The 20,472-nt window shown below is 70.0% G+C and carries 17 protein-coding genes; 14 read left to right on the forward strand and 3 right to left on the reverse strand.

Annotated features, from left to right (window positions below; translation table 11 throughout):
• Window positions 1-11 precede the first annotated feature (11 nt).
• Window positions 12-482 carry a DUF6152 family protein gene (locus tag HLB44_RS07065; protein WP_173121846.1) on the forward strand — a complete coding sequence of 157 codons (471 nt, stop codon included), beginning with the start codon at window positions 12-14 and terminating at the stop codon, window positions 480-482.
• Here the strand turns inward: HLB44_RS07065 and HLB44_RS07070 are convergent, their stop codons facing one another.
• From HLB44_RS07070 to thiD, 3 genes are read right to left on the reverse strand one after another with little or no spacing between them, the layout of a single operon-like run.
• Window positions 483-1,316: a D-hexose-6-phosphate mutarotase gene (locus tag HLB44_RS07070; protein ID WP_173121847.1), complete on the reverse strand. Its 834-nt coding sequence runs from the start codon at window positions 1,314-1,316 to the stop codon at window positions 483-485.
• Window positions 1,313-2,614: a glutamate-1-semialdehyde 2,1-aminomutase gene (gene hemL / locus HLB44_RS07075; RefSeq protein ID WP_343051244.1), complete on the reverse strand. Its 1,302-nt coding sequence runs from the start codon at window positions 2,612-2,614 to the stop codon at window positions 1,313-1,315. The genes HLB44_RS07070 and hemL overlap by 4 nt, the downstream gene beginning before the upstream one ends.
• Entirely contained in the window at window positions 2,604-3,563 is a 960-nt protein-coding gene (gene thiD / locus HLB44_RS07080; protein WP_246312110.1) for a bifunctional hydroxymethylpyrimidine kinase/phosphomethylpyrimidine kinase, read from the reverse strand. The genes hemL and thiD overlap by 11 nt, the downstream gene beginning before the upstream one ends.
• Before the next feature lie 182 nt (window positions 3,564-3,745).
• On the opposite strand from thiD, the gene HLB44_RS07085 reads away from it, so the two are divergent.
• The 13 genes from HLB44_RS07085 to HLB44_RS07145 all read left to right on the forward strand — a co-directional run bounded on the left by HLB44_RS07085 (window position 3,746) and on the right by HLB44_RS07145 (window position 20,463).
• Window positions 3,746-3,898, forward strand: coding sequence for a rubredoxin (locus HLB44_RS07085; RefSeq protein ID WP_173122248.1), 153 nt, complete (start codon window positions 3,746-3,748; stop codon window positions 3,896-3,898).
• Between the two features lie 86 nt (window positions 3,899-3,984).
• Window positions 3,985-4,383: a response regulator gene (locus HLB44_RS07090; protein WP_173122249.1), complete on the forward strand. Its 399-nt coding sequence runs from the start codon at window positions 3,985-3,987 to the stop codon at window positions 4,381-4,383.
• Window positions 4,384-4,422: 39 nt separating this feature from the next.
• Window positions 4,423-4,788 (forward strand): response regulator, encoded by a 366-nt coding sequence (locus HLB44_RS07095; RefSeq protein ID WP_173121849.1) that lies wholly within the window; start codon window positions 4,423-4,425, stop codon window positions 4,786-4,788.
• Between the two features lie 16 nt (window positions 4,789-4,804).
• The gene (locus HLB44_RS07100; protein WP_173121850.1) at window positions 4,805-5,332 is read left to right on the forward strand and encodes a chemotaxis protein CheW; all 528 of its coding nucleotides are present in this window, start codon (window positions 4,805-4,807) and stop codon (window positions 5,330-5,332) included.
• Window positions 5,333-5,405: 73 nt separating this feature from the next.
• On the forward strand, window positions 5,406-7,733 hold the full coding sequence (locus tag HLB44_RS07105; protein WP_173121851.1) for a methyl-accepting chemotaxis protein: 2,328 nt from the start codon (window positions 5,406-5,408) through the stop codon (window positions 7,731-7,733).
• Between the two features lie 22 nt (window positions 7,734-7,755).
• Entirely contained in the window at window positions 7,756-14,556 is a 6,801-nt protein-coding gene (locus HLB44_RS07110; protein WP_173121852.1) for a hybrid sensor histidine kinase/response regulator, read from the forward strand.
• A 37-nt stretch (window positions 14,557-14,593) separates the two neighbouring features.
• Window positions 14,594-15,622: a GGDEF domain-containing protein gene (locus tag HLB44_RS07115; RefSeq protein ID WP_173121853.1), complete on the forward strand. Its 1,029-nt coding sequence runs from the start codon at window positions 14,594-14,596 to the stop codon at window positions 15,620-15,622.
• A gap of 141 nt (window positions 15,623-15,763) precedes the next feature.
• Entirely contained in the window at window positions 15,764-16,663 is a 900-nt protein-coding gene (locus HLB44_RS07120; protein WP_217283558.1) for an alpha/beta hydrolase family protein, read from the forward strand.
• Window positions 16,664-16,714: 51 nt separating this feature from the next.
• The gene (locus HLB44_RS07125; protein ID WP_173121855.1) at window positions 16,715-17,293 is read left to right on the forward strand and encodes a YqgE/AlgH family protein; all 579 of its coding nucleotides are present in this window, start codon (window positions 16,715-16,717) and stop codon (window positions 17,291-17,293) included.
• Entirely contained in the window at window positions 17,290-17,697 is a 408-nt protein-coding gene (gene ruvX, locus HLB44_RS07130) for a Holliday junction resolvase RuvX (protein ID WP_173121856.1), read from the forward strand. Before HLB44_RS07125 ends, ruvX begins: the two co-directional genes overlap by 4 nt.
• On the forward strand, window positions 17,694-18,200 hold the full coding sequence (gene pyrR, locus HLB44_RS07135; protein ID WP_173121857.1) for a bifunctional pyr operon transcriptional regulator/uracil phosphoribosyltransferase PyrR: 507 nt from the start codon (window positions 17,694-17,696) through the stop codon (window positions 18,198-18,200). Before ruvX ends, pyrR begins: the two co-directional genes overlap by 4 nt.
• Window positions 18,200-19,162 carry an aspartate carbamoyltransferase catalytic subunit gene (locus tag HLB44_RS07140; protein WP_173121858.1) on the forward strand — a complete coding sequence of 321 codons (963 nt, stop codon included), beginning with the start codon at window positions 18,200-18,202 and terminating at the stop codon, window positions 19,160-19,162. Before pyrR ends, HLB44_RS07140 begins: the two co-directional genes overlap by 1 nt.
• On the forward strand, window positions 19,159-20,463 hold the full coding sequence (locus tag HLB44_RS07145; protein ID WP_173121859.1) for a dihydroorotase: 1,305 nt from the start codon (window positions 19,159-19,161) through the stop codon (window positions 20,461-20,463). The genes HLB44_RS07140 and HLB44_RS07145 overlap by 4 nt, the downstream gene beginning before the upstream one ends.
• The last annotated feature ends 9 nt before the right edge of the window (window positions 20,464-20,472 follow it).

Raw genomic sequence — 20,472 nt, forward strand, 5'->3', positions numbered from 1 at the left:
GGAGACCTCACATGCAACGTCGTTCACTGCTGATCGCCACCGCCGCGTCCCTCGCGGCTTCGCGAGCCTTCGCACACCACGGCTGGAGCAGCTTCGACCAGTCGAAGCCGATCTACCTGGCCGGCCAGGCCGCGAAGGTGGCCTGGCGCAATCCGCACGTCGAGATCGACCTCGAACTGGCGGCGGACTTGAAACTGCCGGCCGATCTGGCCCAGCGCGTGGTGCCTGCGCAGTCGGCGCCCGTCGACGGCCCGCAGCTGTTGAGGGCCGCCAGCGTGCCCAAGCGCAAGGACCGGCGCTGGGAAATCGAGTTCGCGCCGCTGACGCGCATGCAGGCCTGGGCCGTGCCCGAGATCAAGGTCGGCGACAAGCTCGAGGTGCTGGGCTTCACGTTTCCGAACGAGCAGGGCGAGGCGATCCTGCGCGTCGAGTACCTGTGGCTCGGCGGCAAGACCTACGGCCTGCGGTCCTCCCCGGCCTGACTAGGCTTCGAAGGCCTGGCGGCCGACCCATTCGCTGCCGGGCGCAAGTTTCACCGGGCGGCCGATGCAGGCCGCTTCGACGCACAGCATCTCGAGCCAGCCGTCGTCGGATAGGTCGGCGAGCGCCGCTGCCTTCTGCGGCCCCGGGTTCCAGACCACGACGTCGTCGAAGCCTTCCTGCTCGATGCGCATGCGGCCGAACGCGGTGGACAGCGACAGGGGCTCTCGAGCGTCGAAGTAGATGCGGTCGATCTCACCCACGAAGCCCTGCGGGTCGATCTCCTGGCGTTGCTCCTGGCCGGTCAGGCTGTCGACGTAACGCGTGCCGTAGAGACCCGACAGCCGCGCGCGCAGCACATCGTCGCAGCGCAGGTAGGTGTGCAGCGCGGCGGTGAAGCTGAACGGCGCGTCACCTGTGTTGTCGACCGCCAGCTCGACGTCCAGGCGCAGGCCGGACAGGCTCAGGCTCAGCTCGGCCTCGAAACGGTGGGGCCAGAGCGCGCGGGTGGTCTCGTCGTCCGTCAGGCGCAGCACGCCGGTCACCGCGCCGGCGCGCTGATGACCCTCGACCCATTGCCAGGCCATCGTGCGGGCGAAGCCATGACGCGGCAGCGTGCCGCGCCGCTCGAACTGCGGAAAGATCACCGGGATGCCACCGCGAACGGCTTGGCCCGGGCCGGCCACGGCCTGCGGCGACAGGTACAGCCGCTCGATGTCGCCGGCCGGGATCCACGACACGATCTGCCCGCCGTGCAGCAGCACCGTGGCTTGCGCACCATCGCTGCCGCGCAGCCGCATCGCCGGCTGCCCCAACACCTGCACCGGCTCGATCATGCGGCGAAGGCTTCGCGGGCAGCGGCGATCGTCGCGGCGATGTCGTCGGCGGTGTGTGCGGCGCTGACGAAGCCGGCTTCATACAGCGCTGGCGCCAGGTAGACACCGCGGTCGAGCATCGCGTGGAAGAAGCGGTTGAAGCGCGCCTTGTCGGTGGCCATCACCGCGTTGTAGTGCTGCGGCAGCTCGGCTGCGAAGAAGAAGCCGAACATGCCGCCTTCGCTGTCGACGGCCAGCGGCACGTCGGCGGCGCGGGCGGCTTGCTGCAGGCCGTCGACCAGGCTGCGCGTGCGCGCGGCGAGCGCGGCGAAGAAGCCGGGCTTGGCGATTTCCGTCAGCGTCGCCAGGCCGCAGGCGGTGGCCACCGGATTGCCAGACAGCGTGCCGGCCTGGTAGACGGCGCCGAGCGGTGCCAGGTGCTGCATGATGGCCTTGCTGGTGCCGAAGGCGGCCAGCGGCATGCCGCCGCCGATGACCTTGCCGAAGACGCTGATGTCCGGTGCGAAGCCGGGGATCGCCGCGGCGTACACGCTTTGCGCGCCGCCGAGCGCGACGCGGAAGCCGGTCATCACCTCGTCGAACACCAGCAGCGCGCCGTGCTGCGTGCACAGCTCGCGCAGGCGTTTCATGAACGGCATCGCGGCGCGCACGAAGTTCATGTTGCCGGCGATCGGCTCGATCATCACGCAGGCCAGCGCCGCGCCGTGCTGCGCGAAGGCCGCTTCGAGCTGCTCGATGTTGTTGTACTCGAGCACCAGCGTGTGCTGCACGACCTCCGGCGGCACGCCGGCGGAGGTCGGATGGCCGAAGGTGGCCAGGCCCGAACCGGCCTTGACCAGCAGCGCATCGGCATGGCCGTGGTAGCAGCCTTCGAACTTGATCAGCTTGGAGCGCCCGGTCGCGCCGCGCGCGAGGCGGATCGCGCTCATCGCCGCTTCGGTACCCGAGCTGACCAGGCGCACCTGTTCGATGCCCGGCACGAGGTCGACGATGGTCTCGGCGAGCTGAATCTCGCGCTCGGTCGGCGCCCCGAAGCTCAGGCCTTCGGTCACCGCGCGCTGCACCGCTTCGAGCACGGCCGGGTGGCCATGGCCGAGGATCATCGGGCCCCAGGAGCCGATGTAGTCGATGTAGCGCTTGTCCTCGGCGTCCCACATGAACGCGCCTGCGGCGCGCGTGATGAAGCGCGGCGTGCCGCCGACGGCGCGAAAGGCGCGCACCGGGGAGTTGACGCCACCGGGGATCACGCGCTGCGCGCGTTCGAACAGTTGTTCGTTGGTCAGCCGATCAGTGGACACGGCGCTGCGCTCCCTTGCCCTTCGGCTCCGGCGTTTCGGCGGCCGGCGCTTCGGCCTCGGCGCCTTCTTCGGCACCTTCCTCGGCCGGCGGCAGCGCCCAGAAGAACCGATCCGGCAGCACGCCACCCATGCCCGGGCGGAAGCCGGCATCGAGGCTCTGGTCCATGAAGGCCAGCGCCTCGCCGACGGCGGCCTGCAGCTCGCTGCCGGCGGCCAGCAGCGCGGCCAGCGCGGCCGACAAGGTGTCGCCGGCGCCGACGAAGCTGGTCTCGAACATCTCGAACTTCTCGCCGGTCAGCGCGCCTTGCGGCGACGCGAGCACGTTGTCGATGTACTGCTCGGTGCCCTTGGCGGCGAGCATGATGCCGGTCACCAGCACGTAGCGCGTGCCGCGTTCGCCGGCGGCCACCGCCAGCTCGCGCGCGGAGGCCGGGCGCTCGTTGTCCCAGTCGGGCAGCAAGAAGTCGGTCAGCGTCTTGTGGTTGCCGACCAGCACTTCGGTGGCCGGCAGGATCAGCTCGCGGAAGGCTTCGAGATAGGGTTGCGCCACATCGTCCTCGAGCCAGCCGAGGTTCGGCAGGTAGGCGACCGCCGGGATCTCGGGATAGTCCGACAGGATCTCGGCCACCGCACTGACACCTTCGGCACTGCCCAGGAAGCCGACCTTCCAGCCCGAGACGGTGATGTCTTCGAGCACCGTGCGGGCCTGCTCGACGAGCACGTCGGGGTCGAGCGCATGCTGGTCGAAGATCTCGGCCGAATCGCGCATCAGCACGCTGGTGGTGATCGGCAGCGCATGCGCGCCCATCGCCGCCAGCGTCGCCACATCGCACGCCAGGCCGCCGGCGCCCGAGGCGTCGGCGGCGTTGAAGCACATCACGCAAGCCGGTGCCGGCGCGTCTTGCGGGGCTTCGGTGGGGGAGTCGCCGGCGGGCGCTTCTGGGTTCATGGAGTGCTTGTCAGTGATTCCCCGGGGTCGGGCGTGCAGGCTTCACACCGACCTCGAGAATGAATTGAAGAATGTGGTGCATGTGCCTACGAGCCCTTGTCTTTTGGCGAACCCCCGTGGCTACAATGCCCGCTTCATTGTAGTGACCCCACCCCTTCACCGTGACCGAATCGCGCACCTGGATGTGCCTCATCTGCGGCTGGATATACGACGAAGCAGCCGGCGATCCCGAACACGGCATCCCTCCTGGCACCACCTGGAACGCGGTCCCGATGAACTGGACCTGTCCCGAATGCGGTGCGCGCAAGGAGGATTTCGAGATGGTGCAGATCTGAGCGGCGCTGCCGATAACCAGTGAGCATCACCTCCGTTTGGAAGCGAGGAGACCGAGGTGGAGATTCCAGTTCCTGAGCTCGCGCCGATGGGGACCCGGGTGCTGGTCATCGACGACAGCAACACGATCCGCCGTTCGGCCGAGATCTTCCTGCGCCAGGGCGGGCACGAGGTCGTGCTGGCCGAGGACGGCTTCGACGCGCTGGCCAAGGTCAATGACCACGATCCGCAACTGATCTTCTGCGACATCCTGATGCCCCGTCTCGACGGCTACCAGACCTGCGCGATCATCAAGCGCAATCCGCGTTTCGCGCACGTGCCGGTGATCATGCTGTCGTCCAAGGATGGGTTGTTCGACAAGGCGCGCGGGCGCATGGTCGGGTCCGAAGACTACCTGACCAAGCCCTTCACGAAGGAGCAGCTGCTGCGCGCGGTGCAGCAGTTCGGCCGCGCTGCGGCGGCGTCTGCGCATCATTCACAATCATGAGGGCCCGCGCCGCGTGGCTGACGCGGGGGGAGTGCTGACATGCCCGTACAAAAGATCCTGCTGGTCGACGATTCGAAGACCGAGCTTCACTTCCTGTCGGAGCTGCTGACCAAGCGCGGTTACACCGTGCGCACCGCCGAGAGCGGTGAAGAAGCGATGCGCCGCCTGGCCGAGGAGAAGCCCGACCTGATCCTGATGGACGTGGTGATGCCGGGGCAGAACGGCTTCCAGCTGACCCGCACGATCACCCGCGATCCGCGTTTCACGGACGTGCCGGTGATCATGTGCACCAGCAAGAACCAAGAGACCGATCGGGTCTGGGGCATGCGCCAGGGCGCGAAAGACTATGTGGTCAAGCCGGTGGTGGCGGACGAGCTGATCGCCAAGATCAAGCAGTTCGACTGACCGCCGCCTTCAGCCCATGGCCAACAAGGAAGCCCTGCGCGAACTGCAAGCCCGCCTGGCCGAGCGCATGCAAGCCGTGCGCACCGAGCAGCCCGGCGTGTCCTGGCTGGCGGTCGATTGTGCGGGGCAGGGCATGTTGTTTCCGCTGCGCCAGGCCGGCGAGATCTTCGACGTCAGCCACGTGCTGCCGGTGCCGCACACGCAGCGCTGGATGGTCGGCGTCGCGAACCTGCGCGGCGGGCTCTATGCCGTGGTCGACCTGGCCGGCTTCCTGGGCTTGCGCGATGCGCCGCCCGAAGGGCCGGCGCGCGAGCAGACGCGGCTGGTGGCGCTGAATGCCTCGCTGGGCATGAATTGCGCGCTGATGGTCGACCGGCTCGAAGGTCTGCGGCACGCCGCCGACATGCGCCGCGAGGACGGTGACGCGAGCGAGCGTCCCGCGTTTGCATCGGCCCGCTGGGCCGATGCCGGCGGCAAGGTGTGGCAGGAAATCGGTCTCGCCGAGCTGGCGGGGCAACAGCAGTTTCTGGGCATCGCCGGCTGATTCCAAGCCGGCACGCCGCTGAAAGCCGATTCAGGATCGATCGGCCTCGCGGCAAGAACGAAGAGGAAGCGTCATGGGCTTGCTGGACAAACTCAAGGGCATGGGCCGGGGCAAGGCGGACCACGCGCCCGGTGATTTCGATGAGCTGCAGGCCGACGCGGAGGGCGAAGAAGTCAATCCTTCGACGATGTCCGGCGCGCAAGGCCATGTCACGCTCGACATGAACGCGCTGCCGACGGTCGGTGACTCGTCGATCATCTCGGAGGCCACGCCGTCCGAGCTGGCGCCCGAATTCGGCGAGTCGCGGCTGCACGCCGCCGGCGTCGCGGCGGCCGGGGCCGGCGCGGTGGCGCTGCCGCTGATCGGCAACCGCACGCCGGCCGAGCAGCAGCGCATCCTGGTCGGCTCGATCATCGCCGGCGCCGTGATCCTGGCGCTGTCGGTCGGCTGGGCGCTGCGCAGCGCGAACCAGAACGCGGCGCAGGTGGGTGCCACCGGCCAGGCGCTGATGCAGTCGCAGCGGCTCGCGAAGGCGGTCTCGCAGGCGATGATCGGCAGTGCGCAGGCCTTCCCGGAAGTGAAGGAATCGGCCACCGTGCTGGCCAAGAACCTGCGGGCGCTGAAGAACGGCGATGCCGACCTGCCGCCGGTGCCCGGCGTCGTGCAGGAGTCGGTCGACCCGCTGCTGCCGCTGGTCGACCGCGCAGAGAAAAGCGCCAACCACGTGTTGAGCCAGCAGAAGACGCTGACGCAGGTGGGTGAGGCGCTGCGCGCAATCAACCGCCAGTCGTCCGACCTGCTCGAGACGGCCGAGACGGTGTCGTCGCTGAAGCTGCAGCAGAACGCCTCGGCGGCCGAGCTGTCGGCGGTCGGCCAGCTGGTGATGCTGACGCAGCGCATCGGCAAGAGCGCGAATGAGTTCCTGACGATGGAAGGGGTCAGTCCCGAGGCGGTGTTCCTGCTCGGCAAGGACTTGAACTCCTTCCGCGAGATCGCCGAGGGGCTGTCGAATGGCAATCCCGAGCTGCGGCTGCCCGGCACCAAGGACCCGCAGACCAAGGAACGCCTGCAGCTGCTGATCAAGCAGTACGAAGACACCCGCACGCAGGCCAGCGCGATCCTCGGCAACCTGCAGGGCCTGGTGACAGCGCGCGAAGCGCAGGTCGCCGTGGTGCAGGACAGCGAGCCGCTGCGCAAGGGCCTCGAAGCGGTGCAGGAGCGCCTGGCCAAGGAAGGCGGCTTCACCGCGCTGCACTTCCTGGGCATGCTGATCGGCGTCGCCTTGCTGATGGTCGGCGGCTGGGGCTTCCTGCGTCTGTACGTGCAGGGCAAGGCCCAGCAGACGCTGCAGGCTGAAGCGCAGCGCCAGGAGGCCGAGCGCCAGGAGCAGGAAGCCAAGCGCGTCAACGACGCGAACCAGGCCGCCATTCTTCGGTTGATGAACGAGCTGCAGGCGGTTGCCGAGGGCGATTTGACACAGCAGGCGACGGTGACCGAAGACATCACCGGCGCGATCGCCGACTCGGTGAACTACACGGTGGAAGAGCTGCGCACGCTGGTGTCGCAGGTGCAAGGCACGGTGGGCCGCGTGACCGAGACGACGCAGCAGGTCGAAGCCACGTCGACCGAGCTGCTCGCCGCCTCCGACGAGCAGCTGCGCGAGATCCGCGAGACCGGCGAGTCGGTGCTGCAGATGGCGGCCCGAATCAACGACGTGTCGGCGCAGGCGCAGCATTCGGCACAGGTCGCGCGGCGCTCGCTGGAAGCGGCCGAAACCGGCCTCAACGCGGTGCAGAACTCGATCGGCGGCATGAACTCGATCCGCGACCAGATCCAGGAAACCTCGAAGCGCATCAAGCGGCTCGGCGAATCGTCGCAGGAGATCGGCGAAATCACCGAGCTGATTTCCGACATTACCGAGCAGACGAACGTGCTGGCGCTGAACGCCGCCATCCAGGCGGCCTCCGCCGGTGAAGCGGGGCGCGGCTTCTCGGTGGTGGCCGAAGAAGTGCAGCGGCTGGCCGAACGCTCGGCCGACGCGACGCGCCAGATCTCGGCGCTGGTGAAGACCATTCAGACCGATACGCAGGATGCGGTGGCCGCCATGGCGCGCTCGACGCAGGGCGTGGTCGAAGGGGCGCGGCTGTCCGATGCGGCCGGTTCGGCGCTCGGTGATATCGACCGTGTGACGCGGCAGCTCGCCGAGCTGATCGAACAGATCTCGTCGCAGGCGTCGAGCGAAGCCGAGTCGGCCAACATCGTCGCCAGCAACATCCAGCACATCTTCGCGGTGACCGAGCAGACCGGCGAGGGTACGCGCTCGACGGCCCAGATGGTGCGCGAGCTGTCCCGGTCGGCCGAAGAGCTGAAACAGTCGGTGGCCCGCTTCAAGATCGCCTGATCCCCACCCGGTGCAGCGCACGATGGCCACGACGAACGAACCCGGCATGAACGACGACTTGAGCACCCTGGCCTGGGTGTACGACGAGTTGCGCCGCTCGCTCGACAACGCCCACAAGGCGTTGTACCGCTACCTGAAGGAATCCGAGGCGCTCGGCAACTCCGATGTCGACAGCGTCGACCCGGCGGTGCTGCGGCAGGCGCGCACGCTGGTGCACCAGAGCGTCGGTGCGCTCGAACTGGTCGGCCTGGGCGTCGCGGCCCAGCCGCTGCGGGCGGCCGAGACCGCGATCCAGCGTTTGGCCGCACGGCCGAAGCTGATCACGCTCGCCGCCGTGCGCACGATCGAGCAGGGCTCGTTCGCGGTGCTCGACTTCCTCGCGCGGCGGCTCGCCGGCAAGGGCGTGTCGCCGCTGCTGATGTTCCCGCAGTACCGCGCCCTGCAGGAGCTGGCCGGCGCCAGCCGCGTGCACCCGGCGGACCTCTGGGGCCGCGAATGGGAATGGCATCAGCTGGCGAAGGACACTGCTGCCGAACCGCGCCAGGCCGATCTTGAGCTGATGACGCGCGTCGAGGCCGAGCTGCTGCCGCTGATGCGCGGCCCGGCGCCGGCGGCGGCGACGCGCATGAGCGAGCTGTTCGCCGGCATGGCCGCCGGCGCCAGCGAGGCGCGCACGGTGACGTTGTGGCAGCTCGCGGCCGCGTTCTTCGAAGCCCATGGCGACGGGCTGCTGCCGGCCGATGTCTACGGCAAGCGCGTCGCGTCGCGGCTGCTCGCGCAGCTGCGCGCCGGCCCGCAGGCGGACGCGTCCGACCGGCTGGCGCAGGACCTGCTCTTCTTCTGCGCGCAGGCCGCGACCAGCGGCGACAAGCCCGCCGGCCCGCGCCTGACGGCGGTGCGCAGCGCGTTCGGTCTCGCCGACGAGCCGCCGGTCGACTACCAGTCGGCACGCCTCGGCCGCTTCGATCCGGCGTGGATCGTGCAGGCGCGCAAACGCGTCGCTGCGGCGAAGGAATGCTGGTCGGCGGTCGCTGCCGGCGAGCTGCAGCGCCTGAGCGGCCTGACCGAGCCGTTCACGCTGGTCGGCGATTCGCTGCAGCGGCTGTATCCCGACGGCGAGACGCTCGCCGCGGCGCTGCAGGGCGCAGCCGCCCAGACGCTGCAATCCGGTGCCGAGCCCCCCGCCGAGCTGGCGATGGAAGTCGCGACCGCGCTGCTGTACATCGATGCCTCGCTCGAGGACGCCGATTTCGACCATCCCGACATGGCGCTGCGCGTCAGCCGGCTGGCCCAGCGCATGGAAGACGTGCGCGCCGGCCGCGACCCGGGCGCGCTCGACCGCTGGATGGAGGAGCTGTACCGCCGCGTCTCCGATCGCCAGACGATGGGCAGCGTGGTGCAGGAGCTGCGGGCGTCGCTGTCCGAGATCGAGAAGCAGATCGACCAGTACTTCCGCAATCCGGTGCAGCGCGAGCTGCTGTTCCCGGTGCCGGCGCAGCTGTCGGCAATGCGCGGCGTGCTGTCGGTGCTCGGCATGGACCAGGCGTCGCAGGCCGTGCTGCGCATGCGCGACGATGTCGACGAGCTGGCCAACACCGAGGTCGATGCGGCCCGCGCGGCCGAGGTCGGCAGCTTCGACCGGCTGGCCGACAACCTGGGCGCACTGAGCTTCCTGATCGACATGGTCAGCGTGCAACCGCAGCTGGCCAAGTCGCTGTTCCGCTTCGATCCGGCGACCGGCAACCTGAGCGCGGTGATCTCGCGTGCCGAACGCAGCAGCGGTTTCGCCGACCTCGACGCCGCGGCCGACGACGCCCCGGTGCTGGTCGAGCAGGCGCAGTCGCTGGCGTCGGTCGGCGCGCTGCCGGACGTCGACCCGCATCAGCTGACACGCGAGCTCGAGCGGCTGTCGCAGCAGGCCCGTGCCGCCGATCAGCCGGCGCTGGCCGAAGTGGCCAGCCGCGCACATTCGACGATGGCCCACGCGGCGGAGGCCGATCCGGCGTCGATCGACGCGGCGCGCCACCAGGCGCTGGCCTCGATCAACGACTTCGTCGCCGCGACGACGATCGCCGCACCGCTGGAGGTCGAACCGTCGCGTCCGGTGCCGCCGCCGAGCCCGCCGACGGCGCCCGGCGAGACCGGCCTCGAAGAAGACGCCGAGATGCGCGAGATCTTCCTCGAGGAAGCGCACGAGGTCATCGACAACGCCCAGGCCGCGCTGGCCGAGCTCAACGACAAGCCCGACGACGCTGCCGCGCTGACGACGGTGCGCCGTGCCTTCCATACGCTCAAGGGCAGCTCGCGCATGGTGGGTCTGCGCGAATTCGGCGAAGCCGGCTGGGCCTGCGAGCAGCTGTACAACGCACGCCTGGCCGACAGCGCCGCGGCCGATGGCGACCTGCGCGGCTTCACCGCCGAGGTGCTCGACCACTTCGAGCAGTGGGTCGACGCGATCGAGCAGCGCCGCGACGGCGGCTTCCGGCACCAGCCGGTCAGCCACAGCGCCGACACGCTGCGGCTGGAAGGCCGCTGGCTGCCGCTGGCGGCGAGCCTGGCAGCCGCCGCAGCGCCGGCTGCCGACGAGGTGGTGCCTGCCGCCGACGTGGTCGAAGTGATCGAGATCGTCGAACCGGCGAGCGAACCGGCCGACGAGGTCGCGCTCACGCTGCCGCTGACCGAAGCGGCGCCCGAGGTCGTTCCGCAGATCGAGGTCGTGGAGACGATCGAGCTCGGCTTGCCCGAGCTGGAGACTCCGTTCGACGGCCCGGCCGTGGCCGAACCGCTGCCGACGGCCGATGCCGAAGCGACGCTGGCGTTGCGATCCGACGACCTGCTCAGGCTGGACCTGGATGCCGAGCAAACGCTGGCGCTGCCTGCAGCCGAGCAGACACTGCCGCTGGGCGCCGAGCAGACGCTCGCGCTGAGTGCGGAGCAGACGCTCGCGCTGAACGCCGAGCAGACCCTCGCGCTGCAACCCGAAGAAACCTTGCGGCTGAGCGCCGAAGAGACGCTCGCCTTGCGGTCGCCAGCGGCAGCCGAAGACGAGCCGCCGGCGCCGACGACGGCCGATCGCGCCTCGGCGTGGCCGCCGCTCGACACCGTGGTGCCGGACTTGCCGGCCGCGTCGGACCTCGATCTGGGTTTGCCGCCGCTGGAGCCCGCGGCACCGGCTGCCGAGACCCTGCCCGCAGGCGACACGCTGGAGCCGGAATTCGAGCTCAAGCTGCCGGAGTCGATCGAGCTGGATCCCGTCGCAGCCGTCGAACCGGCCGACACGCTGTTGATCGACCTGTCGGACGAGGTCGAGCCGCTGCCGCCGATCCTCGACGACGCTGCCGTCGACGCGCCAGTGGCTGCGGTGGATGTCGCCGACGTCGTCGACGAGGCCACCGATGCACTCGACGAGTTGCTGGTGCCGGCCGCGCTGGCCGAGACCATCGAGCCGCTCGATGGCACCGATGTGCCGACCGAGGCCGTGGCCCCCGAGCTCGTCGAGCCGGCCCCGGAGGTCGATTCCGAGCTGCTCGCGCCGGACGCGATCGAGGCGCTCGGCGTGCCGGTCGAGCCGCCGGCGACCGTCGACGCTGCCGAGGCACTCGAAGATGTCCCGGTGGTCGATGTGCAGGCCGAAGCCGAAGCCGAAACCGAAACCGCTGCCGAAGCAGAAGCAGAAGCCGAAGCCGAAGCCGAAGCCGAAGCCGAAGCCGAAGCCGAAGCCGAAGCCGCCGCGCCGACCGAACCCGGCGCCCTCGAAGACGAGGCCGAGCAGGTCAAGGTCATCGGCGAGCTGCGCATCGGCATCCCGCTGTTCAACATCTACCTGAACGAAGCCGACGAGCTGTCGCGCCGGCTGTCGACCGAGCTTGCCGAGTGGACGCACGAGCAGCAGCGCCCGGTCGGCTCCACCGCCGTCGCGCTGGCGCATTCGCTGGCCGGCAGCTCGGCGACGGTCGGTTATGCCGAGCTGTCGGCGCTCGCCCGCTCGCTCGAACATGCGTTGATGCGCTCGAACGATCGTGGCCAGGGCCGTGGTGCCGAGGCGCAGGTCTTCGCCGAGACGGCGGAGGAGATCCGCCGCCTGCTGCACCAATTTGCCGCCGGCTTCCTGCGCGCGCCGGAGGCCGAGCTGGCCGACCGGCTGTACCAGATCGAGCACGCAGTCCCCGAGGCGCCGCTGGAGATCGAGCCGGCCGACGAGGTCGCTCCGGCGATCGACATCGACGCGCCGACGACGCTGATGGGCGAGCTCGGCCAGCCGGCGCTGATGCCCTTCGCGCCGCTGCCCGAAGCCGCCGCGCGGCCGGCGCCGGTGCGCGTCGACGCGCTCGATTCCGACGAGGACATCGACGAGGTCGATGCGATCGACGCTGAGCTGTTCCCGATCTTCGAGGAAGAAGGCCTCGAGCTGATCCCGCAGTTGCAGGCCCGCCTGCGCGACTGGGCGCGTCGTCCCGGCGAGCCGTCGGCCGCGTCGGCCTGCATGCGCACGCTGCACACCCTCAAGGGCGGGGCGCGCCTGGCCGGTGCGATGCGCCTGGGCGAAATGGCCCACCGCCTCGAAACCGCGATCGAGCATCTGCTCGCCGCGCAGCACGTTCATGCCGACGACATCGAGCCGCTGGTGGCGCGGGCCGATGCGATGGAAGCGCACTTCGATGCGCTGCGTCGCGGCGGCGGCGTGGTGCCTTCGGCGCACGTCGTGCATGAGCCGTCGCGGGTCGATGCGGTCGATTCCGGGCTCGAGCCGGTGCTCGAGCTCGACGCCGACTCGACGCTCGAATCGACCCTCGAGTCGACGCTCGACATGCCGCTCGGCGAAGCGCTCGAAGCGCCGCCGGAGCCGGTTGCGCCGGCGCCCCCACCGCGTGCGCCGCAGCCGCCGACCACCGCGCCTCGCGTCATCGACTGGAGCCGTTTCGAGCGCGGTGCGTCGTCCACCGCCGAGCCCGAAACCCGCCCCGGCGCGGCCACCCAGGTCGCAGCCGTGCGCGTACGCGCACCGCTGCTCGACCGGCTGGTCAACCACGCCGGCGAGGTCAGCATCACGCGGGCGCGCATCGAATCCGACGTCGGGCAGATCAAGGGCGCGCTCGGCGACCTGACCGACAACCTCGAACGCCTGCGCCGCCAGCTGCGCGACATCGAGTTGCAGGCCGAGTCGCAGATCGCCACGCGGATGGAAGCCGCGCGCGCCGCCGCGCTGGAATTCGATCCGCTGGAGATGGACCGCTTCACGCGCTTCCAGGAAATCACCCGCATGATGGCCGAGTCGGTCAACGACGTCGCCACCGTGCAGCGCGGCCTGCAGCGCACGCTGCAGTCGGCCGAGGACGAGCTGGCGACCCAGGCCCGGCTGACGCGCGACCTGCAGGACGACCTGCTGCGCACGCGCATGGTCGAGTTCGAGGGCCTGTCCGAGCGCCTGTACCGCGTCGTTCGCCAGGCGGCGAAGGAAACCGGCAAGCAGGTGCGGCTGGACATCGTCGGCGGCTCGATCGAAATCGACCGCGGCGTGCTCGACCGGATGACCGGTGCGTTCGAACACCTGCTGCGCAACAGCGTCGCGCACGGCATCGAGCTGCCGGCCGAGCGCCAGGCGCGCGGCAAGGAGCCGGCCGGCACGATCACCGTCTCGGTGACGCAGGAAGGCAACGAAGTCGGCGTCGACTTCCGCGACGATGGCGCCGGCCTGAACCTGCCGCGCATCCATGAGAAGGCCGTCGCGATGGGCTTGCTGGCTGCCGACGCGCAGCCGACTGAAGGCGAGATCGCCGCGACGATCTTCCATGCCGGGTTCTCGACCGCCGAGCAGGTCACCGGCCTCGCCGGCCGCGGCGTCGGCATGGACGTGGTGCGGGCCGACGTCAACGCGATGGGCGGCCGCATCGAGACCGCCACCGCCGCCGGCCAGGGCACCAGCTTCCGGTTGGTGCTGCCGCTGACCACTGCGGTCACGCAAGTGGTGATGCTGCGCTGCGCCGACCTGACGGTTGCCGTGCCGTCGACGCTGATCGAGATCGTGCGCCGCTTGCCGGCGGCCGAGCTGCCGGTGTGTTACCAGTCCGGCCACTACCCGTTCAGCGGCCACGATCTGCCGTTCTTCTGGCTCGGCGCACTGCTGCAGGGCACGCCGCTGGGCGTGGCGACGGGCCGCAGCGTGGCGATCATCGTCATCCGCAGTGCGGCGCAGCGCATCGCGCTGCACGTCGACGAAGTGATCGGCAACCAGGAAGTGGTCGTCAAGCACCTCGGACCGCAGTTGTCGCGCCTGCCGGGCCTGACCGGCATGACGCTGCTGCCGTCCGGCGCGCCGGCGCTGATCTACAACCCGGTCGCGCTGGCGGCGCTGTATGCCGGCAGTGCACGCGCGGCCACGCTCGCGGCGCTCGAAGCCGCGCGCCGCGGTGCCGAGCAGGTCACGCAGGAAGCCGAAGCCGAGCAGGCGCCGCTGGTGCTGGTGGTCGACGATTCGCTGACCGTGCGCCGCGTCACCCAGCGCCTGCTGCTGCGCGAGGGTTATCGCGTGACGCTGGCCAAGGACGGCCTCGACGGCCTCGAGAAGCTGGCCGACGAACTGCCCAGCGTGGTCCTGACTGACATCGAGATGCCGCGCATGGACGGCTTCGACCTGGTGCGCAACATGCGCGTCGACGCGCGGCTGGCCGGGCTGCCGGTGATCATGATCACCTCGCGCATCGCCCAGAAGCACCGCGACTATGCGGCCGAGCTCGGTGTGAACCATTACCTCGGCAAACCGTTTGCCGAGGATGAACTGCTGGGCCTGGTGGCAAACTACACGCGCCGGGTAGCGCCCGTCTAGCCGACGGCAGACGCGGCGCCCAGGTTTTCCAAGGCCCATGTCCAAGGTAGTCGACCATCTTGCCGAGCTGACCGGCTTTCGCGACCGCGACGTGCTGGACACCACGCTCGCCGGCGCGCTGCGCGACCTGCTCGAGCCGCAGCGCGTCGCGATCCACCGCTGCGTCGGCGAGGAGTCGAGCCGGCGCTGGCTGACGCGGGCCCGGCTGGCCGCGGACGAGGCGGCGGCGACCGCCGATCCGCTGTGGGTCGAGTTCGACAGCCTGCCGCGGTTGGCCGAGTTTCCCGCGCGCGTGGCGGCGATCGATACCCACGAGCCGGTCAACGTTCCCGGCACGCCGCACGTCACGATCTTCCCGCTGTTCACCGACCGTGACGTTGCCGGCGTCGTCGAGCTCGAATCGGTGGCGCCGCTGGATGTCGACCAGCTGCGCCTGGTCGTCAGCATCCTGCGCATCTACCGCAATTTCCAGAGCCTGCTCGATTACTCCGAGCGCGACACGCTGACCGGCCTGCTGAACCGCAAGACCTTCGACGAGGCGTTCTACAAGCTGTCGAGCCAGCCGGCCGAGGACAACACGGCCCCGGCGGGTGAACGACGCGTCCGGGCCAGCACGCAGGCGCACTTCATCGGCGTGCTCGACATCGACCACTTCAAGTCGGTCAACGACCGCTACGGCCACCTGATCGGCGATGAAGTGCTGCTGCTGCTGTCACGCCTGATGCGCTCGTGCTTCCGCTACCACGACCGCCTCTATCGCTTCGGCGGCGAGGAGTTCGTCGTGATGATGCGCTGCGCCAGCGATGCCGACGCCGGCCGCGCATTCGAACGGCTGCGCGCCAGCGTCGCCAGCTACCAGTTTCCGCAGGTCGGCAACATCACCGTCTCGGTCGGCTACACCGTGCTGAAGCCGGGCGACACACCGAGCTCGGCCTTCGAGCGCGCGGACAAGGCGGTCTACTGGGCCAAGACGCACGGCCGCAATCAGGTCTGCAGCCATGCCGACCTGATCGCCCGCGGCGAGCTCGCCGACGACTCGAAGGTCGGCGACGTCGAACTTTTCTGAGGCTGCCCGGCTCTGACGGCGATGCTCAGGCGCCGCCTCCTCCCGCTCGCTCTCGTCGTGCCGCTCGTCGGCACGTTTTTCTGTTCGGTGCGCGCCGGCGAGACGCCGCTCGCGCCAGAGCCGCCCCCGCCCGCGCCGGCGGTGATCGAAGTAGCGCCGCTGGCCGGCTTCTCGACCCGCGACTTCGACTGGGTCGACGCGCCGCGCCAGCGCAAGGTACCGGTGCGGCTGTACCTGCCGGACAGCGCGGCCGCCGGCAAGGCGGTGCCGCTGATCGTCTTCTCGCACGGCATCGGCGGCTCGCGCCAGGGCTACAGCTACCTCGGCCGCTTCTGGGCCAGCCGCGGCTACGCCAGCCTGCACCTGCAGCACGTCGGCAGCGATCGCGGCGTCTGGCAGGGCAATGTCTTCAATGTCGTCGGCCGCCTGCAGGCCGCGGCTCAGGAGGGCGAGGCGCTGGCGCGGGTGCACGACCTGCGCTTCGCGCTCGACCAGCTGCTCGGCGGCGAACTGGCCGCGCACATCGACGCCGAGCGCATCGTCGCCGCCGGCCATTCGTACGGCGCGAACACGACGCTGCTGGCCGTCGGCGCGCGCGTCGAGCGCGACGGCCAGCCGATCGCGCTGCGCGATGCGCGGCTGAAGGCGGCGATCGTCATCTCGGCGCCGCCGTTCTACGGCGAATCGTCGGTGCAGCGCATCCTCGGCGCGATCGAGGTGCCGAGCCTGCACGTCACGGCCACCGACGACGTGATCCGCGTGCCGGGCTACTACTCGCCGGCCGAGGACCGGCTGGCGGTCTACGAGGCGACCGGCGGCCCGCGCAAGACGCTGGCGGTCTTCGCAGGCGGCTCGCACAGCATCTTCACCGACCGCGGCGGCACCGGCGGCACGGTGCTGAACCCGCAGGTGAAGCAGGCGACGCAGGCCTTGTCGCTGGCCTTCCTGCGCAGCGTCTTCGACGGTGACGCCGCCGCGCTGGCGCAATGGCCGCAGCAGTTCGGCAGCCTGGTCTCGCGCTACAAGCATCCCGGACCCTGAGGCTGCCGCGGCGGACGCCCGCGCGATAGCGCCGGTCATAGAATGCGCAGCATGTCGTCCGACCGGATCAACCTGACCAACCAGTTCCTGATCGCCATGCCCGGCATGGCCGACGACACCTTCGCCGGTTCGGTTGTTTACCTGTGCGAGCACACCGAAAAAGGCGCGCTCGGGCTGGTGATCAACAAGCCGATCGACATCAAGCTGAAGAACCTGTTCGAGCGCATCGAGCTGAGCCTCGATTCCCCCGAGCTCGCCGAGCAGCCGGTGTTCTTCGGTGGCCCGGTGCAGACCGAACGCGGCTTCGTGCTGCACGAGCGCCTGGGCGACGCCGAGCGGCCGTACAACTCGACGCTGTCGATCCCCGGCGGGCTGGAAATGACGACCAGCAAGGACGTGCTCGAAGCGCTGTCGCAAGGCGCCGGACCGAAGAAGCTGCTGGTGACGCTGGGCTACAGCGGCTGGGGCGCCGGCCAGCTCGAGGACGAGATCGGCCGCAACGGCTGGATCACCGTCGACGCGCAGCGCGAGATCATCTTCGACACGCCGATCGAGCAGCGTTACGACCGCGCGCTGTCCTTGCTGGGCATCGATCCGCGCATGCTGAGCCAGGAGGCCGGGCACGCATGAGTGGTGGCGCTGCAATCGAGCGCCCGCTGTCGTTCCTGGCTTTCGATTTCGGCACGCAGCGCGTCGGCGTCGCCACCGGCAACACGCTGCTCGGCCAGGCCAGCGCCATGACGACGATTGCCGAAACCGGTGCTGCGCGCTTCAACCGCATCGGTGCCCTGATCGCCGAGTGGCAGCCGGCGGCGCTGGTCGTCGGCGTGCCCTACCACCCGGACGGTGCGCCGCACGACAATACGCGCCGCGCGCAGCGCTTCGCCCGCCAACTGCACGGCCGCTTCGGCCTGCCGGTGCACGAGGTCGACGAGCGCTACTCGACGACCGAAGCCGCGCGCGACGGCGGCCCCGATGTCGATGCCGCGTCTGCGGCCGTGATCCTCGACCAATACCTTCGAGACCTGCGATGAGCACCCTGACCCTCGATGCCGAGGCGCTGTACGCCGAGCTGCGCGCCGGCGTGCGCGGCCTGTGGCGGCCGGAGATGAGCCTGCTGGGCATCTGGTCCGGCGGCGCCTGGCTCGCCGAGCGCCTGCAGGCCGACTTGCAGCTGCCGGGCAAACCCGGCGTGATCTCCAGCACGCTGCACCGCGACGACTTCGGCGAGCGCGGGCTCGCCTCCGGTGTCGACCCGACGAAGATCCCGTTCGCCGTCGACGGTGCGCACATCCTGCTGCTCGACGACGTGCTCTACACCGGCCGCACCATCCGCGCGGTGCTCAACGAGCTGTTCGACTTCGGCCGCCCGGCCAGCGTGACGCTGGCGGTGCTGGTCGACCGCGGCAGCCGCGAGCTGCCGATCCAGCCCGCCTTCGCCGCCGCCAAGGTCGTGCTGCCGGCCGAGCAGCGGCTGTCGCTGGCCCGCGCCGACGACGGGCGCTTCGCGTTCTCCGTTCGAGCAAAGCAAGACTGATGCTGCACAAACGCAATCCGCAGCTCAACCCGCACGGCGAGCTGATCCACCTGCTGTCGATCGAGGGCCTGCCGCGCGAAGTGCTCGTGCACATCCTCGACACCGCCGGCACCTTCCTGTCGGTCAACGAGCGCGAGGTCAAGAAGGTGCCGCTGCTGCGCGGCAAGAGCGTCTTCAACCTGTTCTTCGAGAACTCGACGCGCACCCGCACGACCTTCGAGATCGCCGCCAAACGCCTGTCGGCCGACGTCATCAACCTCGACATCGCACGCTCGTCGACCGCCAAGGGCGAGAGCCTGCTCGACACGATCGCCAACCTGTCGGCGATGCATGCCGACATGTTCGTCGTGCGCCACGGCGAATCGGGCGCGCCCTACCTGATCTCGCAGCACTGCGCGCCGCACGTGCACGTCGTCAACGCCGGCGACGGCCGCCATGCGCACCCGACCCAAGGGCTGCTCGACATGTACACGATCCGCCACTTCAAACGCGACTTCCGGCAGCTGTCGGTGGCCATCGTCGGCGACATCGTGCACTCGCGCGTCGCGCGCTCGGACATCCATGCGCTGACGATCCTCGGCGTGCCCGACATCCGCGCGGTCGGCCCGAAGACGCTGGTGCCGGGCGACCTTCAAGGCATGGGCGTGCGCGTCTGCCACGACATGGCCGAAGGCGTGCGCGATGCCGACGTGATCATCATGCTCAGGCTGCAGAACGAACGCATGAGCGGCGCGCTGCTGCCCTCGGCCGGCGAGTTCTTCAAGAACTACGGCCTCACCGACGACAAGCTCGCGCTCGCCAAGCCCGATGCGATCGTCATGCATCCAGGGCCCATCAACCGCGGCGTCGAGATCGACTCGTCGGTCGCCGACGGCACGCACAGCGTGATCCTGCCGCAGGTCACCTTCGGCATCGCGGTGCGCATGGCGGTGATGTCGATCATCGCGGGCAACGAAGCATGAAGATCCTGATCAAGAACGGCCGGGTGATCGACCCCGCCTCGGGCCGCGACGAGACCACCGACCTGGCGATCGCCGCCGGCCGCATCGTGTCGATCGGCCGCATCGGCGCCGACTTCGACGCCAGCCGGGTGATCGATGCCAGCGGCTGCGTCGTCGCGCCGGGTCTTGTCGACCTGGCCGCGCGGCTGCGCGAGCCGGGCCACGAGCACGAGGGCATGCTCGAGAGCGAGCTGAACGCCGCGGCGGCCGGCGGCGTGACCAGCCTCGTCTGCCCGCCCGACACCGACCCGACGCTCGACGAGCCGGGCCTGGTCGAGATGCTGAAGTTCCGCGCCCGCAAGCTGTCGTTGTGCCGGCTGTTCCCGCTCGGCGCGCTGACGCGCGGCCTCGAGGGCGCGGTGCTGACCGAGATGGCCGAGCTGACCGAGGCCGGCTGCGTCGGCTTCTCGCAGGCCGAGACGCCGGTGCGCGACACGCTGGTGCTGATGCGCGCGCTGCAGTACGCGTCGACCTTCGGCTACAGCGTTTGGTTGCGGCCGCAGGACGCCTGGCTCGGCCAGGGCGTCGCGGCCAGCGGCGCGGTGGCGACCCGGCTCGGGCTGGCCGGCGTGCCGGTGGCCGCCGAGACGATCGCGCTGCAGACGATCATCGAGCTGCAGCGCATCACCGGCGCGCGCGTGCACCTGTGCCGGCTGTCGAGCGCCGCCGGCGTCGCGCTGGTGCGGGCCGCGAAGGCGGAGGGGCTGCCGCTCACCGCCGACGTCAGCATCAACTCGCTGCACCTGACCGATGTCGACATCGGCTACTTCAATTCGGCGATGCGGCTGACGCCGCCGCTGCGCCAGGGCGCCGACCGCGACGCGCTGCGCGCCGCGCTGGCCGACGGCACGCTCGATGCGCTGGTCTCCGACCACACGCCGGTCGACGAGGATGCCAAGCATCTGCCGTTCGCCGAGGCCGAGCCCGGCGCGACCGGCCTCGAGCTGCTGCTGAGCCTGGCGCTGAAGTGGGGCGACGAGGCCGGCCTCGCGCTGCCGGCGACCTTGGCACGCGTGACCAGCGAGCCGGTGCGCGTGCTCGGTGACGCGCTGGGCTCGCTGGCCTCGAGCGCCGGCCGGCTGATCGAAGGTGGCGTCGGCGACGTCTGCATCTTCGATCCGGACCAGACCTGGACCGTCGTGCCGCCCTCGCTGCGCAGCCAGGGCCGGCACACGCCGTTCAACTTCGCGGCCACCGGCATGGCCTTGCCGGGCCGCGTGCGCGCGACGCTGGTCGCCGGCACCGTGGCCTTCGAGGCCTGATCCGGCACG

Origin of the sequence: Pseudaquabacterium terrae, from assembly GCF_013266755.1 — a bacterium.
In the GTDB taxonomy this organism is placed as follows: Bacteria; Pseudomonadota; Gammaproteobacteria; order Burkholderiales; family Burkholderiaceae_C; genus Pseudaquabacterium; species Pseudaquabacterium terrae.